This window comes from Duganella sp. AC237, from assembly GCF_979254035.1.
On sequence record NZ_CEEDEW010000003.1, the window covers coordinates 1,129,091 to 1,148,924 of the forward strand.

Below are 19,834 nucleotides of genomic sequence, written 5' to 3' on the forward strand. Positions count from 1 at the left end.
CGCAGGGGGGCACGGGCTAGTCGGCGCGCTCGCCCGATCCCGGCACGGGCATGGTGGGGACGAAGCGGGTCAGGTAGATCGTCACGCAGCAGCCAACGAGGATGATCAGCACGCGCACGTACGGCACGTCCGTGCGCCAGACCGAGTAGCTCATCGAGCCCCACATGAAGAGCAGTATCCAGAGCTTGCCGCGCAGCGGAATGCCCCGGCCGTTCTCGTAGTCGCGCAGGTATTTGCCGAATACGCGGTTGGTTTGCAGCCAGTTGTGCAGGCGCGACGAGCCGCGCGCGAAGCAGGCCGAGGCCAGCAGCAGGAATGGCGTGGTCGGCAGCAGCGGCAAAAAAATGCCCAGCACGCCTAGCGCCACCGCCACGCAGCCGATCAGATTCAGTACTATTTTCATCAGGGTTCCGTTGCTTGCCGGGGTGCAAGCCAGACGAGAATCGTATCACCACTGGCGGGAAAAAGTGTATATTGGACCGGTCCGGATGATAGCGCTAACTTTGTGGAGACATGGAATGAGAAAAATCATATTGGCCTTCATGGCCTTGGCTGGCTTGTTGTTGTTCACCGCCGGCGCGCGCGCCGACGAGCAGTACAAAATCCTGGTGCTGGCCATGCCCGGCAAATACCACTACGAGTACATCCCGATCGCCCGCGAAAGCCTGGAGAAGCAGGCCAGGCTGCACGCGTTCGAGATGGTGTACACGCATCGGCCGGAGGTGTTCGACGGCGACCTGAGCCAATATGCGATGGTGATGTTCCTCAACACGCCGGGCGAGGAGCTCAGCGAGCCGCGCCGCAGGAAGTTCGAGCAGTACATGCGCAACGGCGGCAACGCCATGCTGGTGCACCGCGCGCTGATCATTCCGCCCGATACGTGGCCGTGGTTCGAGAAGCTGATCGGCCGGCGGGTCGGCAACCATCCGATGCTGCAGACCGGCGTGGCCGAAGTCGTCGACAAGACGTTCCCTGCGACGTTCGGCCTGCCTGCGCGCTGGATCTGGAGCGACGAGTGGTATGTGTTCGACAATCCGCACAACATCAAGATCAACCCGGTGCTCAACGTCGACGAGAGCACCTACGACCCGACCAAGATCTGGCCGGGGCAGGTGTCAAAAGGGATGGGCAAGGAGCACCCGGTGGCGTGGTACCACCAGGTGGAGAAGGGCCGCGTGTTCGTCACGGCGCTGGGGCACAGCGGCGACATGTACAGGGACCCGCAATACCTGTCGCACCTGATGGGCGGCATCTACTGGACCGCCACCGGCAGAGGCATCGCGCGCTAGCGCGCGCGGCGCCACGCCAGTAGCGCCAATCCCGACAGCAGCATCGCATAGGTCGCCGGTTCGGGTACCGGCGCCGTCACCAGGGTCAGCGACGTCAGTTTTGCATCGAGCGAGACCATGCGCGGCGGCTGAGTTGCATCGAAAATATCGCTGTAGCTGAAGAAAAAACGATTGGGAAGCCCGTAAGGGTCGAGCATCGAGACGAACGAGGCGGCAATGCCGGTGTTCGCCCCCGGGTCGATGCCGGCAAAGCCGAATCCGAAGCCCTGGTTGATTGTGCCATCGGTTCGCTGGGACAGGATCAACAGGTAGGCATCGTTGTAGTTTTCGCTCAGGGCATGGTGCATGACGATGTTGTCGAACGAGTTGGCATCGCTCGACACGGTCTGTCCGTCCGTGCCGATGTGGGCGACGATGGCGTTGACCCCGCTGTCGCCCTCTTCATAGTAATGTTCGGCCAACCCGCTGCCATCGTTGTATTCCCAGCCCTTGTGGGTGTTGGTGTCGAAGCGGAAGTGGCCGGTGACGGTGTCGCCGATGTTGATGGTGTGGCCGGTGACGTGCGAGCTGTCGACCGCCCCCCATTCGGACGCCAGATAATCGATTTGGGCGCTGAAGGTGTAGGTCAGCACCGCCGACTGTGCCGCGCCGGCCAACAGTAGTCCGGCGAGCAAGGTTGTGATTCTTTTCATCATTTATTCCCCTGTGAATTGAATGTCAATTCAACCATGGAATTGCACATTAAGCAAGGGATGGGCAGTGGGCGGTCGCCAGCGTGGCATCATCTATTCCTGGCGCACCCACACCTGCGAACGGCCCAGCATTGGCATGCCGATGTAGCCGCGCACGTTGAGCTTTTTGCCGGCGTCGGTCATGTGCATCTTGGCCTTGTAGACCTTGCCGTTTTTCGGGTCGACGATTTCGCCGCCGTTGAATTCTTCGCCATCCTTCTTCAGGCCCGACAGGATCACCATGCCGACGATGGGCTGGTCCTTGCGGGCGCCTTCGCATTTGTCGCATTTCGGGTTCTGGTCTTCGTTCGGTTCGCGGTACAGCTTTTCGATCTGGCCCTGGAACGCGCCTTCGTTCTCGGTGATGCGGATCAGCGCCTTCGGCTTGCCGGTCTCGTCGTCGATGTTCTTCCACAGGCCGACCGGGGTGTCGGCGGCGAAGGAGAAGGTGGGGGCGATCGAGAGCAGCGCGGCGGTGGCGAATGCGGCAAATTTCATGGTGGTCTCCAAGGGGTTTTTTTGTCTGACGAGTGTAGCAAATAAATGACCGGTCGTACTATTTTCTATCGAATTACACAAATTATCCAAAACAAGATAATATGTATAGATGAAAAAAACACCCGAACAGCAAAACCTGCTGGCGCAAATGCAGCAGGTCGCCGACGGCCTGGGCCAGACCCTGGCGCCGTTTTGCGAGGTCGTGCTGCACGATTTGCTCGACCCGGAGCACGCCATCCTCGCCATCCACAACAACCTGTCGGGCCGCAGCGTCGGCGCGCCGGCCACCGAGCTGGGACTGGCGCGCGCCGCCGATCCGGATTTCGCGCAGGTGATCGCCAACTACCCGAACACCTTCGCCGACGGCCGGCTGGCCAAGAGCACCTCGATCGGCATCAAGGACAGCGAGGGGCGCTACATCGCGGCGCTGTGCATGAATGTAGACCTGACCGTGTTCCGCAGCCTGAACAGCTTGCTGACGCAGTTCGGCAGCGTCAACACCGCCGCCGGCGTCAGCGAGACGCTGGAGCCGGCCGGCGCCGACGCCATCCGCGCACGGATCGACCAGTTCGCGGCGCGGTTGGCGACCACGCCGCGCGCGCTCAAGGCCGACGAGCGCAAGGCGCTGATGCGCGAGTTGAAGGAGTCGGGATTAAGCGATGTGCGGCGCGCGATGGAAATCGTCGCCGCTTATTTGAACGTTTCACGCGCCACGGTGTACAACGATGCCAGATAACGCAAGCCTGCTCTTACTGGACCGCGACCAGGCAGGCGCGTTGCTGCTGCCGGACGACGTGCTGGCGGCCGTGCGCGAGGCCTTCCTGCTGCACGCCAGCGGCGCCGGCAAGATCTTCCCGCTGGTGCGCGAGGCGCTGCCGGCCGGCGTATTCGGCATCAAGTCCGGCGGCGTGGCGGAGCGGGAGTTGCTCGGCATGAAGGCGGCCGGTTTCTGGCCCGGCAACCGCGCGCACGGCGCCGACGGCCATCAGGCGACGATCATGCTGTTCGATCCCGCGACGGGGCGGCCGCAATGCGTGATCGACGGCAACGCCGTCACCACCACGCGCACGGCGGCGGCGGGCGCCGTGGGCTTGCTGGCGCTGGCGCGGCCCGACAGCGAGAGCCTGTGCGTGTTCGGCGCCGGCGTGCAGGGCGTGGCGCATACCGACTACGCGCTGCGCGTCCTGCCCGGCATACGGCGCGTGCGCTACCTGACATCGGACGGCCGCCGGGATCCGCGATTCGAGGCGCTGTTCGCCGCGCGCTGCGACGTTGCCGCCGGCGCCACTCCGGATGCCGCCGTCGCCGAAAGCGACATCGTCATCACCGCAACGCGTGGCGCTGGTCCGTTGTTTTCCACGCAAGCGGTTAAACCGGGCACGCACCTGAACTGCGTCGGCAGCGACACGCGCGGCAAGCGCGAACTGCCGGAAGGGTTGCTGGCGCTGGCCGGCGTTTGGGCCGACGACTTGATCCAGGCGCGCGCCATCGGCGAGCTGCAATGGGCGCCTGACACGCAGGCCGGGGAACTGGGGGCGCTGCTGGCCGCCGGAACGTCGGCGCGCGAAGGTATCGCCGCCGACGCCATCACCATTTTCGACATGACGGGCATCGCCCTGCAGGATCTCACAGTCGCGCGCATGCTGTACCAGCGCGCTTTGGCAAACGGCACCGGGACCAGTATCGCCTGGCCCTGGTAATCACAAAGGAACAAGATGAGCGAACAAAAGATGAACCAACTTTTGCCAACCTATGCCGACGTCGTCGCCGCGTCCGAGCGCATCGCCGGCCACGCCCATCGCACGCCGGTGCTGACCTCGCGCACGGCCGACGCCGAACTGGGCGCCCGGGTGTTTTTCAAGGCGGAGAACTTGCAGCGCATGGGCGCGTTCAAATTCCGCGGCAGCTACAACGCGCTGGCGAAGTTCGATGCGCAGCAGCGCCGCGCCGGCGTGGTGGCTTTCTCGTCGGGCAACCACGCGCAGGGCATCGCGCTGTCGGCGCAGTTGATGGGCATACCCGCGACCATCGTCATGCCGCACGACGCGCCGCCGTCGAAGATCGCCGCCACGCGCGGCTACGGCGCGCAAGTGGTGCTGTACGATCGTTACACCGAGGACCGCGAGCAGATCGGCCGCGACCTGGCGGCCAGGCATGGACTGACGTTGATTCCGCCGTACGACCACGCCGACGTGATCGCGGGGCAGGGCACGGCGGCCAAGGAATTGTTCGAGGATGTGGGTGAGCTGGATTACCTGTTTGTCTGCCTTGGCGGTGGCGGTTTGCTCAGTGGCTCGGCGCTGGCGACGCGGGCCTTGTCGCCGAAGACGACGCTGTACGGCGTCGAGCCGGAGGCCGGCAACGACGGGCAGCAATCGTTCCGCAGCGGCGCCATCGTGCACATCGACACGCCAAAGACGATCGCCGATGGCGCGCAGACGCAGCATCTGGGCCACCTGACGTTCCCGATCATCCAGCGCGATGTGGACGATATCTTGACGGTCAGCGACGAGCAACTGCGCGCCGAGATGCGTTTTTTTGCGGCGCGCATGAAGATCGTGGTGGAGCCGACCGGCTGCCTGGGCTTGGCGGCAGCGCGGGCGATGAAGGATCGGCTACAAGGCAAGCGGGTGGGCGTGATCATCAGCGGCGGTAACGTCGATATCGAACGCTACGCCGCGTTGCTGGCGCAAGCATAACTGCGATAATCGCGCGAACCGCGACCTCGAATTGCGTCAATTTGCGGGGTCGTTTTTCTTGGCGCGGCGTTTACGGCGGCGTGCGCGTTTTCCAGCGGCGTGCCCGTGCCGGGCACGATCGCCTTGGTCGCCCGCCAGCAAGCGCGTGATGGACGCCTTCCGCGCGGCGCGGTACACATCGGCGAGCAGCCACGCATCGCTGCCCGGCAAGCGCAGCCAGATTGCTTTCCACGCGTTGCGGTTGCCGCTGCCGTGAAGATTTGCAAAGCAGGACGGCGACACAGCTTGCTCTTCATACGTAATTTCCGCGCCCTGCACGCTGGCGAAATAGGGTAGTTTGCCGAAGTTCGCACGCAGTTTGGTCCCCTCGGGCAAAAAAACCTCTTTCCATTGATAGCCCGGCTCGGATTGTGGATTGGATGGTGCCGTCTGCTGCGGCTGCGGCTGCGTTGTCGACTGGGCCGGCTGGGCGGCGATGTAGCTCCGAATCGCTTTGCAAATGTGCGGTTCCAGCGCTAGAGAGTCCGACCAGAAAAGGCCGGTGAATGCGCCTAGTTCTTCGAGCAATTCGCTCGGCACGCGAATGGGGAAGTGGAGAGACATGATGGTGGGGCTCCCGAAAAGTCGGCTTTTACTAGACACTACTAATCGCAGCTCATTTGTTCTAAAGCGCGCTAATACTTACTAAAAATTCCGTAGTGAACGCTAATCCACACTATTTTTGTAGCGTTTATGTCCTTTAGAGGCAGTTAGTAGTATTTAGTTCAGAATTAGTACGCACCCGCGCGAAATAGCGCCTTCTATCGTGACTTAGTAAGGGTTAGTACGTTTTAGTAAAACGCGAAAAAATGGGAGGGCATCCCTCTCCTGCTCATCGTGCCGGGGGAGATCTCGCGCGTCGCCGTGCACTCGCCATCGGCGGCTGCCGGCGTGAAAAAAGCCGCGCGGTTTTCACCTGGCGGCTTTCTTGATTTGCTGCGGAGGGGCTACTTCATCAGGCCGCCGGCAGCTTGGCGAACTGCTCGCGCATCTTGTCCAGCGTGGCCGAGAAGTTGGCCACGCGTTCCTTCTCCTGCGCCACCACCTCGGCCGGCGCGCGGGCGACGAAACTTTCGTTCGACAGCTTGCCATTGGCCTTGTTGATCTCGCCCTCGACGCGCGCGATCTCCTTCGACAGCCGCTCACGCTCGGCCTTGACGTCGATCTCCACCTTCAGCATCAGCTTGGTTGTGCCGACGATGGACACGGCCGCCGGCGATTCCGGCAGCGCGTCGACGATCTGCACTTCCGACAGCTTGCCGAGCGACTGGATGTACGGCGCAAAGCCTTCCATTGCCGCCTTGTCGGCCGCATTACCCGCCTCCGCCTCGACGATCAGCGGCACGCGCAGCGACGGCGCCAGCTGCATTTCGCCGCGCAGGTTGCGGGTGGCGTCGGTCAGCGTCTTGAGTTGCTGCATCCAGGCCTCGGCCGCCTCGTCGATGTTGGCGGGGTTGGCGATCGGGTACGGCTGCGTCATGATCGACTGGCCGCTGTCCGCCGCCGCTTTGCCGGCCAACGGCGCGACCGCCTGCCACAGCGCCTCGGTGACGAACGGGATCACCGGATGGGCCAGGCGCAGCACCACTTCCAGCACGCGCAGCAGGGTGTGGCGGGTGGCGCGCTGCTGGCCTTCGGTGCCGCTTTGCACCTGCACCTTGGCCACTTCCAGGTACCAGTCGCAGTACTCGTCCCAGACGAATTTGTAGATCGTCGAGGCGATATTGTCGAAGCGGTAGTCGGCAAAGCCCTTGGCCACGTCCAGCTCGGCCTTTTGCAGCAGCGAGATGATCCACTTGTCGGCGTTCGACAGATCGGTTGGGCTTGCCGAGCAATCCTTCTCCTCCGTGTTCATCAGCACGAAGCGGGTGGCGTTCCACAGCTTGTTGCAGAAGTTGCGGTAGCCTTCGGCGCGGCCGAGGTCGAAGTTGATGTTGCGGCCCAGCGAGGCGTACGAGGCCATCGTGAAGCGCACCGCGTCGGTGCCGTAGGCGGCGATGCCCTCCGGGAATTCCTTGCGCGTGGCCTTGGCGATCTTCTCGGCCGCCTTCGGGTTCATCAGCCCGGTGGTGCGTTTTTCCACCAGCGCGTCGATGCCGATGCCGTCGATCAGGTCGATCGGGTCGAGCGTGTTGCCCTTGGACTTGGACATCTTCTGGCCCTGCGAGTCGCGCACCAGGCCGTGCACGTACACCGTTTCAAACGGCACTTTTCCCGTGAAGTGCAGGGTGAACATCACCATGCGCGCGACCCAGAAGAAGATGATGTCGAAGCCGGTCACCAGCACCGACGACGGCAGGAAGGCCTTGATGTCGGGCGTTTCTTCGGGCCAGCCGAGGGTCGAGAACGGCACCAGCGCCGACGAGAACCACGTGTCGAGCACGTCGTTGTCGCGGCGCAGCGGACCGGTGCTGCCGGCCGCCTGCTGCTTGGCCTGCGCCTCGGCCTCGGTCTTGGCGACGAAGATGTTGCCGGCCTCGTCGTACCAGGCCGGGATCTGGTGGCCCCACCACAGCTGGCGCGAGATGCACCAGTCCTGGATGTTGTTGAGCCACTGGTTGTAGGTGGTGCTCCAGTTTTCCGGCACGAACTTGATGTCGCCGCTGGCGACCTTCTCCAGCGCGACCTCGGCGATCGATTTGCCCGGGAAGAAGGTGCCTTCCGGCGCCGGCTGGCTCATGGCGACGAACCACTGGTCGGTCAGCATCGGTTCGATGATGACGCCGGTGCGGTCGCCGCGCGGCACCATCAGCTTGTGCGGCTTGACCTGTTCGAGCAAGCCCTGCGCGTCGAGGTCGGCGACGATCTGCTTGCGGGCGACAAAGCGGTCCATGCCGCGGTACGCTTCCGGCGCCTCGTCGTTGATCTTCGCTTCCAGGGTCATGATCGACAGCATCGGCAGCTTGTGGCGCTGGCCGACCGCGTAGTCGTTCAGATCGTGCGCCGGCGTGATCTTGACGCAGCCGGTGCCGAAGGCCTTGTCGACGTACTCGTCGGCGATGATGGGGATTTCGCGGCCGACCAGCGGCAGCACCAGCATCTTGCCCACCAGCGCCTGGTAGCGCTCGTCGGTCGGATCGACCGCCACGGCGACGTCGCCGAGCATCGTTTCGGGGCGGGTGGTGGCCACCGTCAGCGAACCGCTGCCGTCGGCCAGCGGGTACTTGATGTACCACATCGAGCCGTCTTCCTCTTCGGAGACCACTTCGAGGTCGGAGACGGCCGTGCCCAGCACCGGGTCCCAGTTGACCAGGCGCTTGCCGCGGTAGATCAGGCCCTGCTCGTGCAGGCGCACGAAGACGTCGGTGACGACCTGCGAGCGCGTCTCGTCCATCGTGAAGTATTCGCGCTGCCAGTCGGGCGAGGCGCCCAGGCGGCGCATCTGGCCGGTGATGGTCGAGCCCGATTTCTCCTTCCATTCCCAGACCTTCTTGACGAAGGCTTCGCGGCCGAGGTCGTGGCGCGAGATCTTTTGCGCGTCGAGCTGGCGCTCGACGACGATTTGCGTGGCGATGCCGGCGTGGTCGGTGCCGGGGATCCAGGCGGTGTTGTGGCCCAGCATGCGGTGGTAGCGGGTCAGGCCGTCCATGATGGTCTGGTTGAAGGCATGGCCCATGTGCAGGGTGCCGGTCACGTTCGGCGGCGGCAGCTGGATGCTGAACGACGGTTTGCCGGCGTCGAGGGTGGCGGCGTAGTATCCGCGCGCTTCCCACTCGGTGCGCCAGAATTGTTCAATGTCGGCAGGCTCGAAAGACTTGGCTAATTCCATGATTTGGCTGATGTATGTAGTGTATCTGGTGAACGCGCGGCCGCGAAAAAGCGTAGGCGAAAACGCCCATTATAAAGGACGCGGCGGCGGACGCGGACGCCGCCGCCGCCGGCATGTCAAAAAATCAATCGTCGCCGGCCAGGCGCCAGGTGTCGCGCCCGGCCGCCTTGGCCCGGTACAGCGCCACGTCGGCGCGCTTGTAGAGCTCTTCGTGGGTGCCGCCCTGGCCCCCGCCGCCACCGCCGTCACCGCCGCCACCGCCGCCCTCGTGCACGGCGGCGCCGACGCTGGCGCTCACGCGCATCGTGGCCGCGCCGTGCGCCAGCGGCTGCGCCAGGTTCTCGAGGATGCGCAGGCACACCGGCGCGATGGTGGCGCGGTCGGTGGTCTGGCCCAGCAGCACGGCGAACTCGTCGCCGCCCAGGCGGAACGGCCGGTCGGCCTCGCGCACGGCCGCCCGCAGCCGCGCCGCGGCGGCCACCAGCAGGGCGTCGCCGGCGTCGTGCCCCAGGGTGTCGTTGACCTGCTTGAAGTGGTCGAGGTCGATCAGCAGCAAGGTGAAACCGGGGCCGCCGCGCGCCGCGCGCGCCACCAGGTGGCGCAGCTCGTCGGTGAACAGGCGGCGGTTGGCCAGGCCGGTGAGCGGATCGCCGTAGGCCAGCTGCTCGAGCTGCGACTGGGTCGCGCGCAGCTCGGCCGTGCGGGTGTCGACCATCGCCACCAGCTCGCGCTGGCGGCGCCGCAGCAGGGCGGTGCGCGCCTGCACCAGCGCGGCCAGCAGCGCCGCCGCCAGCACGGCGGCGGCCCCGCGCGCGAGCGGGCGCTGGTGCCACGCCGGCAGCACCCGCACCGGCACCTCGAGCGGCGCCGACCAGTCGCCGTTGCGGTTCGAGCCGCGCAGTTGCAGCACGTAGTCGCCCGGCGGCAGGTTGGTGTAGGCGGCCCGGCGCGCCGTGGCGTCGGCCTTGATCCAGTCCGGGTCGAAGCCGGCCAGGCGGTAGGCGTAGCGGTTGCGCTCGGGCGCCGAGTAGTCCAGCGCGGCGAACTCGAGCGAGAAGCCGCGCCCGCGCGCCTCCGGCGGGACGGCGATCGGCGCCGGCCTGGCGCCGGGGTTGCCCGGGTAGCCCGGATTGCCGGGGTTGTAGCGCCCGGCCGGCACCTCGCGGTCGTTGACCAGGATGCGGGTGGCCACCACCGGCGCCCGGTAGTCCCACCGGCCCAGGCGCCCGGGCCGCAGCACCGTCACGCCCGACAGCCCGCCGAAGACGAGCTCGTCTTCGGCCGTGCGCGCGCCCGAGGCGGTCCAGTAGGTGGGGATGTGGACGCCGTCGGCCGGCCCGAAGGTGCGGATCGCGAAGGTGCGCGCATCGATGCGCGCCAGGTTGGCGTCGGTGCTGGCCCAGATGGCGCCGGCGGCGTCCTCGAGCAGCATGTTGGCGCCGCTGTCTTCGAGCCCGTTGGCCGTGCCCAGCCGCCGGAAGCGGCGCCGGCCGTCGGCGTCGGTGCGCTCGAGGATGGCGACGCCGGTGCCGAACTGCGACAGCCACAGGCGCCCGCGGCGGTCGATCAGCATCGACGACACATAGCCGGGCGCCATGCGGTCGGCCTCGGCCAGCGCCGTCGGCACCCGCTCGACGGCGCCGTCGCCGGCCACCCGTGCCAAGCCGCCCCGGGTGCCGACCCAGACGCCGCCGTCGGCCGGCAGCAGGGCCGTCACGCGCGGGTCGCCCAGGCTGTGCTGCTCATGGCGCCGCACCGCCAGCTGCCCGCCGGGGGCCACCGACAGCGCCCACAGGCCGTCCAGGCCGCCCAGCCACAGCACGTCGCCCACCGGCGCCAGGCTCCACACCGACGCCTCGGGCCGGCGCCCCGGCAGCGCCAGGCGGCGCACGTGGGCGCCGTCGGCGTCGGCGCGGTACAGGCCCTGCTCGGTGCCGAGGTAGACGCTGCCGCCGCGCCCCGGCGCCATGGCCAGCACCCGGCCGGTCGGCAGCGTGCCCGGCGTGCCGGGCGGCGCCGGCGCCAGGCGGGCGACGGTACCCCGTTGCGGATCGACGATGTCGATGCCGCCGCCGACCACGCCCAGCCACAGCCGGCCGTCCGGGTGGACCAGCATGCTCGGCACGCTGAGCTTGGCGGCGGCGCCGCCGGTGGCCGGGCCGGTCGAGCGGATCGTCGTCACCGCCCGCGGCAGCGGGTCGTGCTGGCTCAGCGCGCCCATCGCGCCGACGAAGATGATGCCGCTGCGCTCGCGAAACAGCGCCATGACGTCGTTTTCGTACAGGCTGTCGGGCGTGTCGGGCTGGTGGCGGATGCGCCGCGTGGTGCCGCGCAGCGGATCGACCGCCACGATGCCGCCGTTGGCGCCGTCGGTGCCCAGCCAGACCTCGCCGAGCCCGGCCTCGACGATGGCGGTGACGCGCTCCCGGTCCAGCGTCGGCGCCGGGCCGCCCTCGCGCACGGCGCGCGCCACGGCGCTGCCGGGCTCGATGACGAAGGCGCCGTCGCGGCGCGTGCCGATCCAGATCCGTCCCGCGCTGTCCTGCATCAGGGCGCTGATGTTGGCGCCGGCGCCGTGCCCGGGGAGCGCCACGGCCACCGGCGCCGCCGCGCCGCGCGCGCGCCGCAGCAAGCCGTCGCGCGTGCCGATCCACAGCGTGCCGCCGCCGTCGCGCAGCAGCGCGCCGACCGCGCGCGCCGGCAGCGCCCGCGCGCCGCGCGTGCGCGCGCCGCGCGCGTCGAGATGATCGAGGCCGCCGCCGGTGCCCACCCATATGCCGCCGGCGCCGTCGTCGGCCAGCGCGGTGACCTGGGCGTCGCCCAGGCCGGCCGGGCCGGACGGCAAGCGGGTGAAGTGCTCGCGCGCGGCGTCATAGCGCGCCAGGCCGCCCGAGCTGGTGCCCACCCACAGCCGGCCGGCCTGGTCGACCAGCAGGCTGGTGATGTAGTTGTCGGGCAGGGCGTCCGCGCGCAGCGGATCGGCGACGAATTTGCGCGGGCGGTTGCCGTCCCAGCGCACCAGCCCGGTCTGGGTGCCGATCCACACGAAGCCGGCGCGGTCCTGGGCGAACGCCAGGCCGGCGCCGGTCTCGGCAAAGGTGTGGTGCTTGAACGCGGTGTGGGTCAGCGCCGCCCAGCGCGCCGGTTCGGCGCCGTCCGCGCGCGCCGGCGCCGGCAGCAGCGACAGCAGCGACAGCAGCGACAGCAGCATGGGCAGGCATGGGACGACGAGACGATGAAAGTTGCATTGTGGCATAAATCGACTATACATCAGCCGCCCCCGGCCGCGGACCGCCCCGGCACGGGGAAGCGTCCGGGCGTCGGATTTTCGCCACGCGGCGGCGCTGCCGGCCGCTGTGCCGGGTGCTCTGTTATAATCACCGCGCTGCCGCAAGGCGGCACACGCTAGGGGTCCTGCAAATCGCATGCAATGCGAGGCGCGGGTGAGAAATACCCTCCGAACCTGATCTGGATAATGCCAGCGAAGGGAAGCTTAGGACAACGCCGCGCCGCGCCACCTGCGGGCGCGGCGCCGTCCCACCTCCTTTGCTGGCTCCTGTAGCCAACCGAGGAGCCAAATGAACGCCAATCCCCAATTCCTGTCCGCCACCGCCACCGTGGACGCGGCAGCGATCCAGCCTTTACCCAATTCCCGCAAGATCTACGTCGAAGGCAGCCGCCCCGACATCCGCGTGCCGATGCGCGAAATCACCCAGGCCGACACGCCCGCGTCGTTCGGCTTCGAGGCCAATCCGCCGGTCTACGTCTACGACACCTCCGGCCCGTACACCGATCCGGAGGCGGTGATCGACATCCGCTCCGGCCTGGCCGCCACGCCCCGTTTGCCGTGGATCCTCGAGCGCGGCGACACCGAGGCGCTGGCCGGCCCGAGCTCCGAGTACGGCCGTGCGCGCCTGGCCGATCCGGCGCTGGCCGCATTGCGCTTCAACCTGCACCGCCAGCCGCGCCGCGCGCGCGCCGGCGCCAACGTCACCCAGATGCACTACGCGCGCCGGGGCATCGTCACGCCGGAGATGGAATTTGTGGCGATCCGCGAAAACCTGCGCCGCAAGGAGTACCTGGACCACCTCAAAGGCGCCGGTCCGATGGGCCAGCGCCTGGCCGACCTGATGGGCCGCCAGCATCCGGGACTATCGTTCGGCGCGGCCATCCCGGCCGAGATCACCGCCGAATTCGTGCGCGAGGAAATCGCCCGCGGCCGCGCCATCATCCCGGCCAACATCAACCACCCGGAGATCGAGCCGATGATCATCGGCCGCAATTTCCTGGTCAAGATCAACGCCAACATCGGCAATTCGGCCGTGACCTCGTCGATCGGCGAGGAAGTCGAAAAAATGACGTGGGCGATCCGCTGGGGCGGCGACAACGTCATGGACCTGTCGACCGGCAAGCATATCCACGAAACGCGCGAATGGATCATCCGCAACAGCCCGGTGCCGATCGGCACGGTGCCGATCTACCAGGCGCTGGAAAAGGTCAACGGCAAGGCCGAGGACCTGACCTGGGAGATCTACCGCGACACCCTCATCGAGCAGGCCGAGCAGGGCGTCGACTACTTCACCATCCACGCCGGCGTGCTGCTGCGCTACGTGCCGATGACGGCCAAGCGCCTGACCGGCATCGTCTCGCGCGGCGGCTCGATCATGGCCAAATGGTGCCTGGCGCACCACAAGGAATCGTTCCTGTACACGCACTTCGAAGAGATCTGCGACATCATGAAAGCCTACGACGTCTCGTTCTCGCTGGGCGACGGCCTGCGTCCCGGCTCGATCTACGACGCCAACGACGAGGCCCAGCTGGGCGAACTCAAAACCCTGGGCGAACTGACGCAAATCGCCTGGAAGCACGACGTGCAGGTGATGATCGAAGGCCCGGGCCACGTGCCGATGCAGCTGATCAAGGAGAACATGGACCTGCAGCTGGAGCAGTGCCACGAGGCGCCGTTCTACACCCTGGGGCCGTTGACCACCGACATCGCGCCCGGCTACGACCACATCACCTCCGGCATCGGCGCCGCGCAGATCGGCTGGTACGGCACCGCCATGCTGTGCTACGTCACGCCCAAGGAGCACCTTGGCCTGCCGGACAAGAACGACGTCAAGGACGGCATCATCACGTACAAGATCGCCGCCCACGCCGCCGACCTGGCCAAGGGCCACCCGGGCGCGCAGATCCGCGACAACGCCTTGTCGAAGGCGCGCTTCGAATTCCGCTGGGACGACCAGTTCAACCTCGGCCTCGATCCGGACAAGGCGCGCGAATTCCACGACGAGACCCTGCCCAAGGATTCGGCCAAGGTGGCCCATTTCTGTTCGATGTGCGGCCCGCATTTCTGCTCGATGAAGATCACGCAGGAGGTGCGCGAGTACGCGGCGGCCAACGGCATGAGCGACGGCGTGGCGATCGAACAGGGCATGCAGGTCAAGGCGGTGGAGTTCATCAAGAACGGCGCCGAACTGTATCGCAAGCTGTGAGGCCGGCATGGATGACGCAAACATTTCGATAGCGCCGATTGCGATAGAACTGAACGGCGCGCCCCACCAGGTGCCGCCGCAACAGACGCTGGACCAGCTGGTCGACGCGCTGTCCCTGACCGGGCAGGCGCTGGCGCTGGCGGTCAACCGCACGGTGGTGCCGCGCCAGCAATGGCCGCAGCGCGTGCTGCAGCCGCAGGACAAGGTCGACATCGTGCGCGCCATCGGCGGCGGCTAACAAGAAAGGAAAAGACATGAGCAATCAAGACTGCCTGACGATCGCGGGCAAGCAATACACCTCGCGCCTGCTGGTCGGCAGCGGCAAATACAAGGACCTGCAGCAGACCCGCGAGGCGACCGACGCCGCCGGGGCGCAGATCATCACCGTGGCCATCCGGCGCGTCAACATCGGCCAGGACCCGAAGGCGCCCAGCCTGCTGGACGTGCTGCCGCCGTCGCAGTACACCATCCTGCCCAACACGGCCGGCTGCTACAACGCCAGGGACGCGGTGTACACCTTGCAGATGGCGCGCGAGCTGCTGGGCGGCCACAAGCTGGTCAAGCTCGAAGTGCTGGGTGACGAAAAGACCCTGTTCCCGCACATGCCGGAGACCCTGGTCGCCGCCGAGGCCCTGGTCAAGGACGGCTTCGACGTCATGGTCTACTGCAGCGACGACCCGATCCAGGCCAAGCTGCTCGAGGACATCGGCTGCGTGGCGGTGATGCCGCTGGCGTCGCTGATCGGCTCGGGCATGGGCATCCTCAATCCGTGGAACCTGTCGCTGATCATCGACCAGGCCGAGGTGCCGGTGCTGGTCGACGCCGGCGTCGGCACGGCGTCGGACGCCGCCATCGCCATGGAACTGGGCTGCGACGGCGTGTTGATGAACACCGCCATCGCCGGCGCGCGCGACCCGGTGCGCATGGCGCGCGCCATGAAGCTGGGCGTGCAGGCCGGCCGCGAAGCCTGGCTGGCCGGGCGCATCGCGCGCAGGTTCGCCGCCTCGCCATCGTCGCCGATGGCGGGCCGGCTGGCATGACGGCCACCGCGGCCGCGCGGCCCTGCGTGCTGGTGTTTGCCGGCATGGACCCCTCGGGCGGCGCCGGCATCGTCGCCGACGCGCAGGCGGTGGCCGGGCAGGGCGCGCACGCGCTGTGCGTGGTCACCGCGCTGACGGTGCAGGACAACGACCGCGCCTATGAGGTGCAGCCGGTCGAGCCGGAGCTGGTGCTGCGCCAGGCGCGCGCGCTGACGCAAAAGATCGCGGTGGCCGCCGTCAAGATCGGCATTCCCGGCAGCGCCGCCAACGCGCTGGCGATCGCGCAGGTGATCCGTGAACTGCGCGCGCGGCAACCGGAACTGCCGGTGGTGCTCGACCCGGTGCTGGCCAGCGGCCATGGCGACACGCTCTCGCGCGGCGACGCGGTGGCGGCGCTGGCGCCGTTGCTGCCGCTGGTGACGGTGCTGACGCCGAACGGCCCGGAGGCGCTGGCGCTGAGCGCGCAGGCCACGCCCACCACGCCCACCACGCCCACCACGCCCACCACGCCCGGTGCGCAGGCGCGTGCCCTGCGCGCGCTGGGCTGCCGCCACGTCCTCATCACCGGCGGCCATGGCGATGGCGAGGAAATCGTCAATCGCTGGTTCGGACCGGGCGCCGAGCCAGGGGAAGAGCCGCCGGCCACGCAGCAATGGCGCTGGCAGCGCCTGGCCGGCGGCTTTCACGGCAGCGGTTGCACCTTGGCTTCGGCCATCGCCGGCCAGCTGGCGCTGGGTATGCCGACCGGCTGCGCGCTCGACCAGGCCCAGTACTACTGCAACGCCGCGCTGCGCGACGCCTACGGCATCGCCGCCGGCCAGCGCATGCCGCTGCGCTAGCCCCACCCACGCATCATCAACAGGAGAACCCATCATGCAAGGACTGTATCTGGTCACCCCCAACTGGGACGACACCGCGCGGCTGCTGGCCGCGAGCGAAGAGGCGCTCGACGCCGGCGTGGGCCGCGGCATCGGCGGTGACGACGGAATTGGCAACCTCGTCGCGCTGCTGCAATACCGCCACAAGGAAGCGTCAAGCGCGTTGCGCCTGGAGCAGGCCGGCGCGCTGCTGGCGCTGTGCCGGCGCTACGGCGTGCCGTTCATCGTCAACGACCACGTCGACCTGTGCCTGCAAACGGGCGCCGACGGCGTCCACCTCGGCGGCACCGACGCCGACGTCGCGCAGGTGCGCGGCCGGCTCGGCGCCGACAAGCTCATCGGCGCCTCGTGCTACGGCGACTTGCCGCGCGCGCTGGCGGCGCAGCGGGCCGGCGCCAGCTATGTCGCCTTCGGCGGCTTCTACCCGTCGCGTGTTAAACAGTACGCGGTCACCACGGGCCCGGAGATCCTCGACCAGGCGCGCGAAACGATTACCATTCCGACCGTCGTCATCGGCGGCATGACGCCGGAGAACGCCGCGCCGCTGGTGGCGCGCGGCGCCGGCATGGTCGCCGCCATCAGCAGCGTCTATCAAGCTGAAAGCGTGCGCGGCGCGGTCGGCGACTTCGCCTCGATGTTTGTCGTACACAACACCCGCAAATCATTCCAGCGGAAGAGTCTTTCCGCTTTATAATTGGGCCGTTCGCCATAGCCCAAGGTTGCCGCCACATGCCAGTTTCCCCTAGCCCCAAGCGTCTGATCCTGATCGTCGACGACGACCAACTGCTGCTCGACTTTCTCGGTGAAGTACTCGGCAACGCCGGCTACGACATCCTCAAGGCGTCGTCGGCCGAACAAGCGCTGGCCGTGATCGCCCAGCGCGAACCGGACCTGGCGCTGCTCGACATCCACATGCCCGGCATGACCGGCCTGGAGCTGGCCAAGCAGCTGCACGCGACCAGCTCGGTGCCGTTCATGTTCCTGTCCGGGCGCGGCGACGCCGACGCCGGCAAGCAGGCCGCCTCGTACGGCGCGGTCGGCTTCCTGGTCAAACCGGTCGACGAAAAACACCTGATGCCGGCGTTTGCCGCCGGCCTGGCGCGCGCCGACGAGATCCGCCAGCTGCGCCGCACCGAGCTCAATCTGAACGCCGCGCTGGCCGCCGGCCGCGAAACCAGCCTGGCCGTCGGCCTGCTGATGTGCAAATTCCAGACCGACCGCAACACCGCCTTCGAGGTGCTGCGCGACCACGCCCGCTCCAACCGGCGCAAGGTCAACGAGGTGGCCGACCAGCTGCTGGCCGCCGAGGAAACGTTAAACGGCCTGCACGCGGCGTTTAACCAACGTCTGAAAAAATAGACAGCGGCGTGATTGTTGTAGATCAAGGCAGGAATTTCCTGCCTTTTTATTTCCTTTTGGAATTTTTGTTGTACAATATCAACTAGCAACACCGAATATCAGCAACAAAGCACCGCGCCGCAGGGCCTCGTCTTCGCCTGCCGCCGCTCCGGCCGCCATTTCCCCGCGACCGTCTCAACCCCTCGGCCCAACTCCGCCGACCTGCTCCCGACAGCTTTCACACCAGCGCTGCCGGCCATGCATTGATTTCAGCCTTGTGCGGAGAACACCATGACCAACGATTTTTCCAACGACACCTTGCGTGCGTTCAGCGACCACGACGGCGCGGCGATCGGCTTTTCCATCTACGCGGCCGCGCCGCGCGTGCTGCACATCGACAGCGACGCCGACGCCGCGCTGGTGCTGGCCACCCTGCTGGTGCCGGAAACGCAGGTGACCCACGTGGCGACGATGGCCGCCGCCCAGGAACTGCTGCGCCGCGAGCAGTTCGCGCTGGTGGTGATCGATCCCGACCTGCAGGACGGCGACGGCGGCGCGCTGCTGCACGGCTTGCACCAGCACCAGCAGGACGCCCGCGTGCTGCTGTATTCGGCACGCCATCCGGAACGCCACATGGCCGGCAGCAGCTTCCTGCCCAAGCCGTGGACCTCGCCGCGCCAGCTGTGGCGCACCGTGTCGGACCTGCTGGCGATCGGCCCGGCGATGCCGGTCGAGCCGCAATAGTTTTTAAAGAACGCGCATTATCCCTGTTTGGCTCCCCGGCTTGTTATCATGACGGATCACCGGAACGGTTTGCCGTTCCGCTCTCCCGTATTCGCGTAACAACACAGCCAGAGGACGAACAATGAAAACCAAAGCCGCCATTGCATGGCAAGCGGGCCAGCCGCTGACGATCGAGGAAGTGGAGCTGGGCGGACCGCGCGAAGGCGAGGTACTGGTCGAGATCAAGGCCACCGGCATCTGCCACACCGATTACTACACCTTGTCGGGCGCCGATCCGGAAGGCATCTTCCCCGCCATCCTGGGCCACGAGGGCGCCGGCGTGGTGGTCGACGTCGGCCCCGGCGTCAAGTCGCTCAGGAAGGACGACCACGTCATTCCGCTGTACACGCCGGAATGCCGCCAGTGCAAATTCTGCCTGTCGCAAAAGACCAACCTGTGCCAGTCGATCCGCTCGACCCAGGGACGCGGCCTGATGCCCGACGCCACCAGCCGCTTCTCCATCGACGGCAAGCCGATCTACCACTACATGGGCACGTCGACCTTCTCCAACTACATCGTGGTGCCGGAAATCGCGCTGGCCAAGATCCGCGAGGACGCCCCGTTCGACAAGGTGTGCTACATCGGTTGCGGCGTGACCACCGGCGTCGGCGCGGTGCTGTTTACCGCCAAGGTGGAGGCGGGCGCCAACGTCGTCGTGTTCGGCCTGGGCGGCATCGGCCTGAACGTGATCCAGGCGGCCAAAATGGTCGGCGCCGACAAGATCATCGGCGTCGACATCAATCCGGCCCGCCAGGACATGGCGCGCAAGTTCGGCATGACCCATTTCATCAACCCGGGCGAGGTGGAAAACGTCGTCGACTCCATCGTCCAATTGACCGACGGCGGCGCCGACTACAGCTTCGAGTGCATCGGCAACACCACCACGATGCGCCAGTCGCTCGAGTGCTGCCACAAGGGCTGGGGCCAGTCGATCATCATCGGCGTGGCGGCGGCCGGGCAGGAGATTTCAACCCGTCCGTTCCAGCTGGTGACGGGACGCGTGTGGAAGGGGTCGGCCTTTGGCGGCGCCCGTGGCCGCACCGACGTGCCGAAGATCGTCGACTGGTACATGGAAGGCAAGCTCAATATCGACGACCTGATCACCCATCGCTTGCCGCTCGAGCGCATCAACGAAGGCTTCGACCTGATGAAGAGTGGCGAATCGATCCGTTCCGTCGTGATCTACTAAAACGCGATCGCCGCTTCGGCAAGGATGTAGAAAAAAAGTTCTAGACACGGCGTTCTAGATAATTTATTCTACATCCATCAACCGGG

Annotated in this window: 18 protein-coding genes and 1 riboswitch; of the genes, 12 read left to right on the forward strand and 6 right to left on the reverse strand. The window is 66.8% G+C overall.

What is annotated here, in order from left to right:
- Positions 1-16: 16 nt before the first annotated feature.
- Positions 17-403, reverse strand: coding sequence for a YbaN family protein (locus AC0IYS_RS05435; RefSeq protein ID WP_471704210.1), 387 nt, complete (start codon positions 401-403; stop codon positions 17-19).
- Positions 404-518: 115 nt separating this feature from the next.
- Here AC0IYS_RS05435 and AC0IYS_RS05440 point away from each other — a divergent pair, with 115 nt between their 5' ends.
- On the forward strand, positions 519-1,289 hold the full coding sequence (locus tag AC0IYS_RS05440; RefSeq protein WP_471704211.1) for a ThuA domain-containing protein: 771 nt from the start codon (positions 519-521) through the stop codon (positions 1,287-1,289).
- Here the strand turns inward: AC0IYS_RS05440 and AC0IYS_RS05445 are convergent.
- Together AC0IYS_RS05445 and AC0IYS_RS05450 are read right to left on the reverse strand one after the other, a co-directional pair.
- The gene (locus AC0IYS_RS05445) at positions 1,286-1,981 is read right to left on the reverse strand and encodes a PEP-CTERM sorting domain-containing protein (protein WP_471704212.1); all 696 of its coding nucleotides are present in this window, start codon (positions 1,979-1,981) and stop codon (positions 1,286-1,288) included. The two genes, AC0IYS_RS05440 and AC0IYS_RS05445, sit on opposite strands and share 4 nt — an antisense overlap.
- Positions 1,982-2,074: 93 nt before the next feature.
- Positions 2,075-2,518 carry a DUF2147 domain-containing protein gene (locus AC0IYS_RS05450; RefSeq protein ID WP_471704213.1) on the reverse strand — a complete coding sequence of 148 codons (444 nt, stop codon included), beginning with the start codon at positions 2,516-2,518 and terminating at the stop codon, positions 2,075-2,077.
- A gap of 109 nt (positions 2,519-2,627) precedes the next feature.
- Here AC0IYS_RS05450 and AC0IYS_RS05455 point away from each other — a divergent pair, with 109 nt between their 5' ends.
- Genes AC0IYS_RS05455 through AC0IYS_RS05465 form a run of 3 tightly spaced genes read left to right on the forward strand, consistent with a single transcriptional unit; the run spans position 2,628 to position 5,217 of the window.
- Positions 2,628-3,254: a helix-turn-helix transcriptional regulator gene (locus tag AC0IYS_RS05455; RefSeq protein WP_471704214.1), complete on the forward strand. Its 627-nt coding sequence runs from the start codon at positions 2,628-2,630 to the stop codon at positions 3,252-3,254.
- Positions 3,244-4,218, forward strand: coding sequence for an ornithine cyclodeaminase family protein (locus tag AC0IYS_RS05460; RefSeq protein WP_471704215.1), 975 nt, complete (start codon positions 3,244-3,246; stop codon positions 4,216-4,218). Before AC0IYS_RS05455 ends, AC0IYS_RS05460 begins: the two co-directional genes overlap by 11 nt.
- Positions 4,219-4,248: 30 nt before the next feature.
- Complete coding sequence (locus AC0IYS_RS05465; protein ID WP_471704216.1) at positions 4,249-5,217, forward strand: threo-3-hydroxy-L-aspartate ammonia-lyase; 969 nt, start codon at positions 4,249-4,251, stop codon at positions 5,215-5,217.
- A gap of 36 nt (positions 5,218-5,253) precedes the next feature.
- On the opposite strand, the gene AC0IYS_RS05470 is transcribed toward AC0IYS_RS05465, so the two are convergent.
- From AC0IYS_RS05470 to AC0IYS_RS05480, 3 genes are all read right to left on the reverse strand, one after another.
- Positions 5,254-5,820: a hypothetical protein gene (locus AC0IYS_RS05470; protein WP_471704217.1), complete on the reverse strand. Its 567-nt coding sequence runs from the start codon at positions 5,818-5,820 to the stop codon at positions 5,254-5,256.
- Positions 5,821-6,211: 391 nt separating this feature from the next.
- Positions 6,212-9,025, reverse strand: coding sequence for a valine--tRNA ligase (locus AC0IYS_RS05475; RefSeq protein WP_471704218.1), 2,814 nt, complete (start codon positions 9,023-9,025; stop codon positions 6,212-6,214).
- A 124-nt stretch (positions 9,026-9,149) separates the two neighbouring features.
- A complete protein-coding gene (locus AC0IYS_RS05480; protein ID WP_471704219.1) occupies positions 9,150-12,236 on the reverse strand; it encodes a diguanylate cyclase domain-containing protein in 3,087 nt (1,028 codons plus the stop codon).
- A gap of 186 nt (positions 12,237-12,422) precedes the next feature.
- Positions 12,423-12,532: riboswitch (TPP riboswitch) on the forward strand.
- A gap of 71 nt (positions 12,533-12,603) precedes the next feature.
- On the opposite strand from AC0IYS_RS05480, the gene thiC reads away from it, so the two are divergent.
- The 8 genes from thiC (at position 12,604) to AC0IYS_RS05520 (ending at position 19,748) form a co-directional block, all read left to right on the forward strand.
- A complete protein-coding gene (gene thiC / locus AC0IYS_RS05485; RefSeq protein WP_471704220.1) occupies positions 12,604-14,520 on the forward strand; it encodes a phosphomethylpyrimidine synthase ThiC in 1,917 nt (638 codons plus the stop codon).
- Between the two features lie 7 nt (positions 14,521-14,527).
- Positions 14,528-14,758, forward strand: a complete 231-nt coding sequence (gene thiS / locus AC0IYS_RS05490; protein WP_471704221.1) for a sulfur carrier protein ThiS — start codon at positions 14,528-14,530, stop codon at positions 14,756-14,758.
- A gap of 16 nt (positions 14,759-14,774) precedes the next feature.
- A complete protein-coding gene (locus AC0IYS_RS05495; RefSeq protein WP_471704222.1) occupies positions 14,775-15,560 on the forward strand; it encodes a thiazole synthase in 786 nt (261 codons plus the stop codon).
- Complete coding sequence (thiD, locus tag AC0IYS_RS05500; RefSeq protein ID WP_471704223.1) at positions 15,557-16,399, forward strand: bifunctional hydroxymethylpyrimidine kinase/phosphomethylpyrimidine kinase; 843 nt, start codon at positions 15,557-15,559, stop codon at positions 16,397-16,399. The genes AC0IYS_RS05495 and thiD overlap by 4 nt, the downstream gene beginning before the upstream one ends.
- A 34-nt stretch (positions 16,400-16,433) precedes the next feature.
- Positions 16,434-17,132 (forward strand): thiamine phosphate synthase, encoded by a 699-nt coding sequence (gene thiE / locus AC0IYS_RS05505; RefSeq protein WP_471704224.1) that lies wholly within the window; start codon positions 16,434-16,436, stop codon positions 17,130-17,132.
- A gap of 35 nt (positions 17,133-17,167) precedes the next feature.
- Complete coding sequence (locus AC0IYS_RS05510; protein ID WP_471704225.1) at positions 17,168-17,797, forward strand: ANTAR domain-containing response regulator; 630 nt, start codon at positions 17,168-17,170, stop codon at positions 17,795-17,797.
- A 270-nt stretch (positions 17,798-18,067) separates the two neighbouring features.
- Entirely contained in the window at positions 18,068-18,520 is a 453-nt protein-coding gene (locus AC0IYS_RS05515; protein ID WP_471704226.1) for a response regulator, read from the forward strand.
- Positions 18,521-18,641: 121 nt separating this feature from the next.
- Positions 18,642-19,748, forward strand: coding sequence for an S-(hydroxymethyl)glutathione dehydrogenase/class III alcohol dehydrogenase (locus AC0IYS_RS05520; protein WP_471704227.1), 1,107 nt, complete (start codon positions 18,642-18,644; stop codon positions 19,746-19,748).
- Positions 19,749-19,834 lie beyond the last annotated feature (86 nt).

Excerpts from the sequence above, each read along its gene's own strand:
- AC0IYS_RS05440 (WP_471704211.1), top strand. The coding sequence starts at position 519 with ATGAGAAAAATCATATTGGCCTTCATGGCCTTGGCTGGCTTGTTGTTG.
- AC0IYS_RS05495 (WP_471704222.1), top strand. The coding sequence starts at position 14,775 with ATGAGCAATCAAGACTGCCTGACGATCGCGGGCAAGCAATACACCTCG.
- thiS (WP_471704221.1), top strand. The coding sequence starts at position 14,528 with ATGGATGACGCAAACATTTCGATAGCGCCGATTGCGATAGAACTGAAC.
- AC0IYS_RS05455 (WP_471704214.1), top strand. The coding sequence starts at position 2,628 with ATGAAAAAAACACCCGAACAGCAAAACCTGCTGGCGCAAATGCAGCAG.
- thiC (WP_471704220.1), top strand. The coding sequence starts at position 12,604 with ATGAACGCCAATCCCCAATTCCTGTCCGCCACCGCCACCGTGGACGCG.
- AC0IYS_RS05510 (WP_471704225.1), top strand. The coding sequence starts at position 17,168 with ATGCCAGTTTCCCCTAGCCCCAAGCGTCTGATCCTGATCGTCGACGAC.
- AC0IYS_RS05465 (WP_471704216.1), top strand. The coding sequence starts at position 4,249 with ATGAACCAACTTTTGCCAACCTATGCCGACGTCGTCGCCGCGTCCGAG.
- AC0IYS_RS05520 (WP_471704227.1), top strand. The coding sequence starts at position 18,642 with ATGAAAACCAAAGCCGCCATTGCATGGCAAGCGGGCCAGCCGCTGACG.
- AC0IYS_RS05460 (WP_471704215.1), top strand. The coding sequence starts at position 3,244 with ATGCCAGATAACGCAAGCCTGCTCTTACTGGACCGCGACCAGGCAGGC.
- AC0IYS_RS05480 (WP_471704219.1), bottom strand. The coding sequence starts at position 12,236 with ATGCTGCTGTCGCTGCTGTCGCTGCTGTCGCTGCTGCCGGCGCCGGCG.
- thiD (WP_471704223.1), top strand. The coding sequence starts at position 15,557 with ATGACGGCCACCGCGGCCGCGCGGCCCTGCGTGCTGGTGTTTGCCGGC.
- thiE (WP_471704224.1), top strand. The coding sequence starts at position 16,434 with ATGCAAGGACTGTATCTGGTCACCCCCAACTGGGACGACACCGCGCGG.
- AC0IYS_RS05475 (WP_471704218.1), bottom strand. The coding sequence starts at position 9,025 with ATGGAATTAGCCAAGTCTTTCGAGCCTGCCGACATTGAACAATTCTGG.
- AC0IYS_RS05515 (WP_471704226.1), top strand. The coding sequence starts at position 18,068 with ATGACCAACGATTTTTCCAACGACACCTTGCGTGCGTTCAGCGACCAC.
- AC0IYS_RS05450 (WP_471704213.1), bottom strand. The coding sequence starts at position 2,518 with ATGAAATTTGCCGCATTCGCCACCGCCGCGCTGCTCTCGATCGCCCCC.
- AC0IYS_RS05435 (WP_471704210.1), bottom strand. The coding sequence starts at position 403 with ATGAAAATAGTACTGAATCTGATCGGCTGCGTGGCGGTGGCGCTAGGC.
- AC0IYS_RS05445 (WP_471704212.1), bottom strand. The coding sequence starts at position 1,981 with ATGAAAAGAATCACAACCTTGCTCGCCGGACTACTGTTGGCCGGCGCG.
- AC0IYS_RS05470 (WP_471704217.1), bottom strand. The coding sequence starts at position 5,820 with ATGTCTCTCCACTTCCCCATTCGCGTGCCGAGCGAATTGCTCGAAGAA.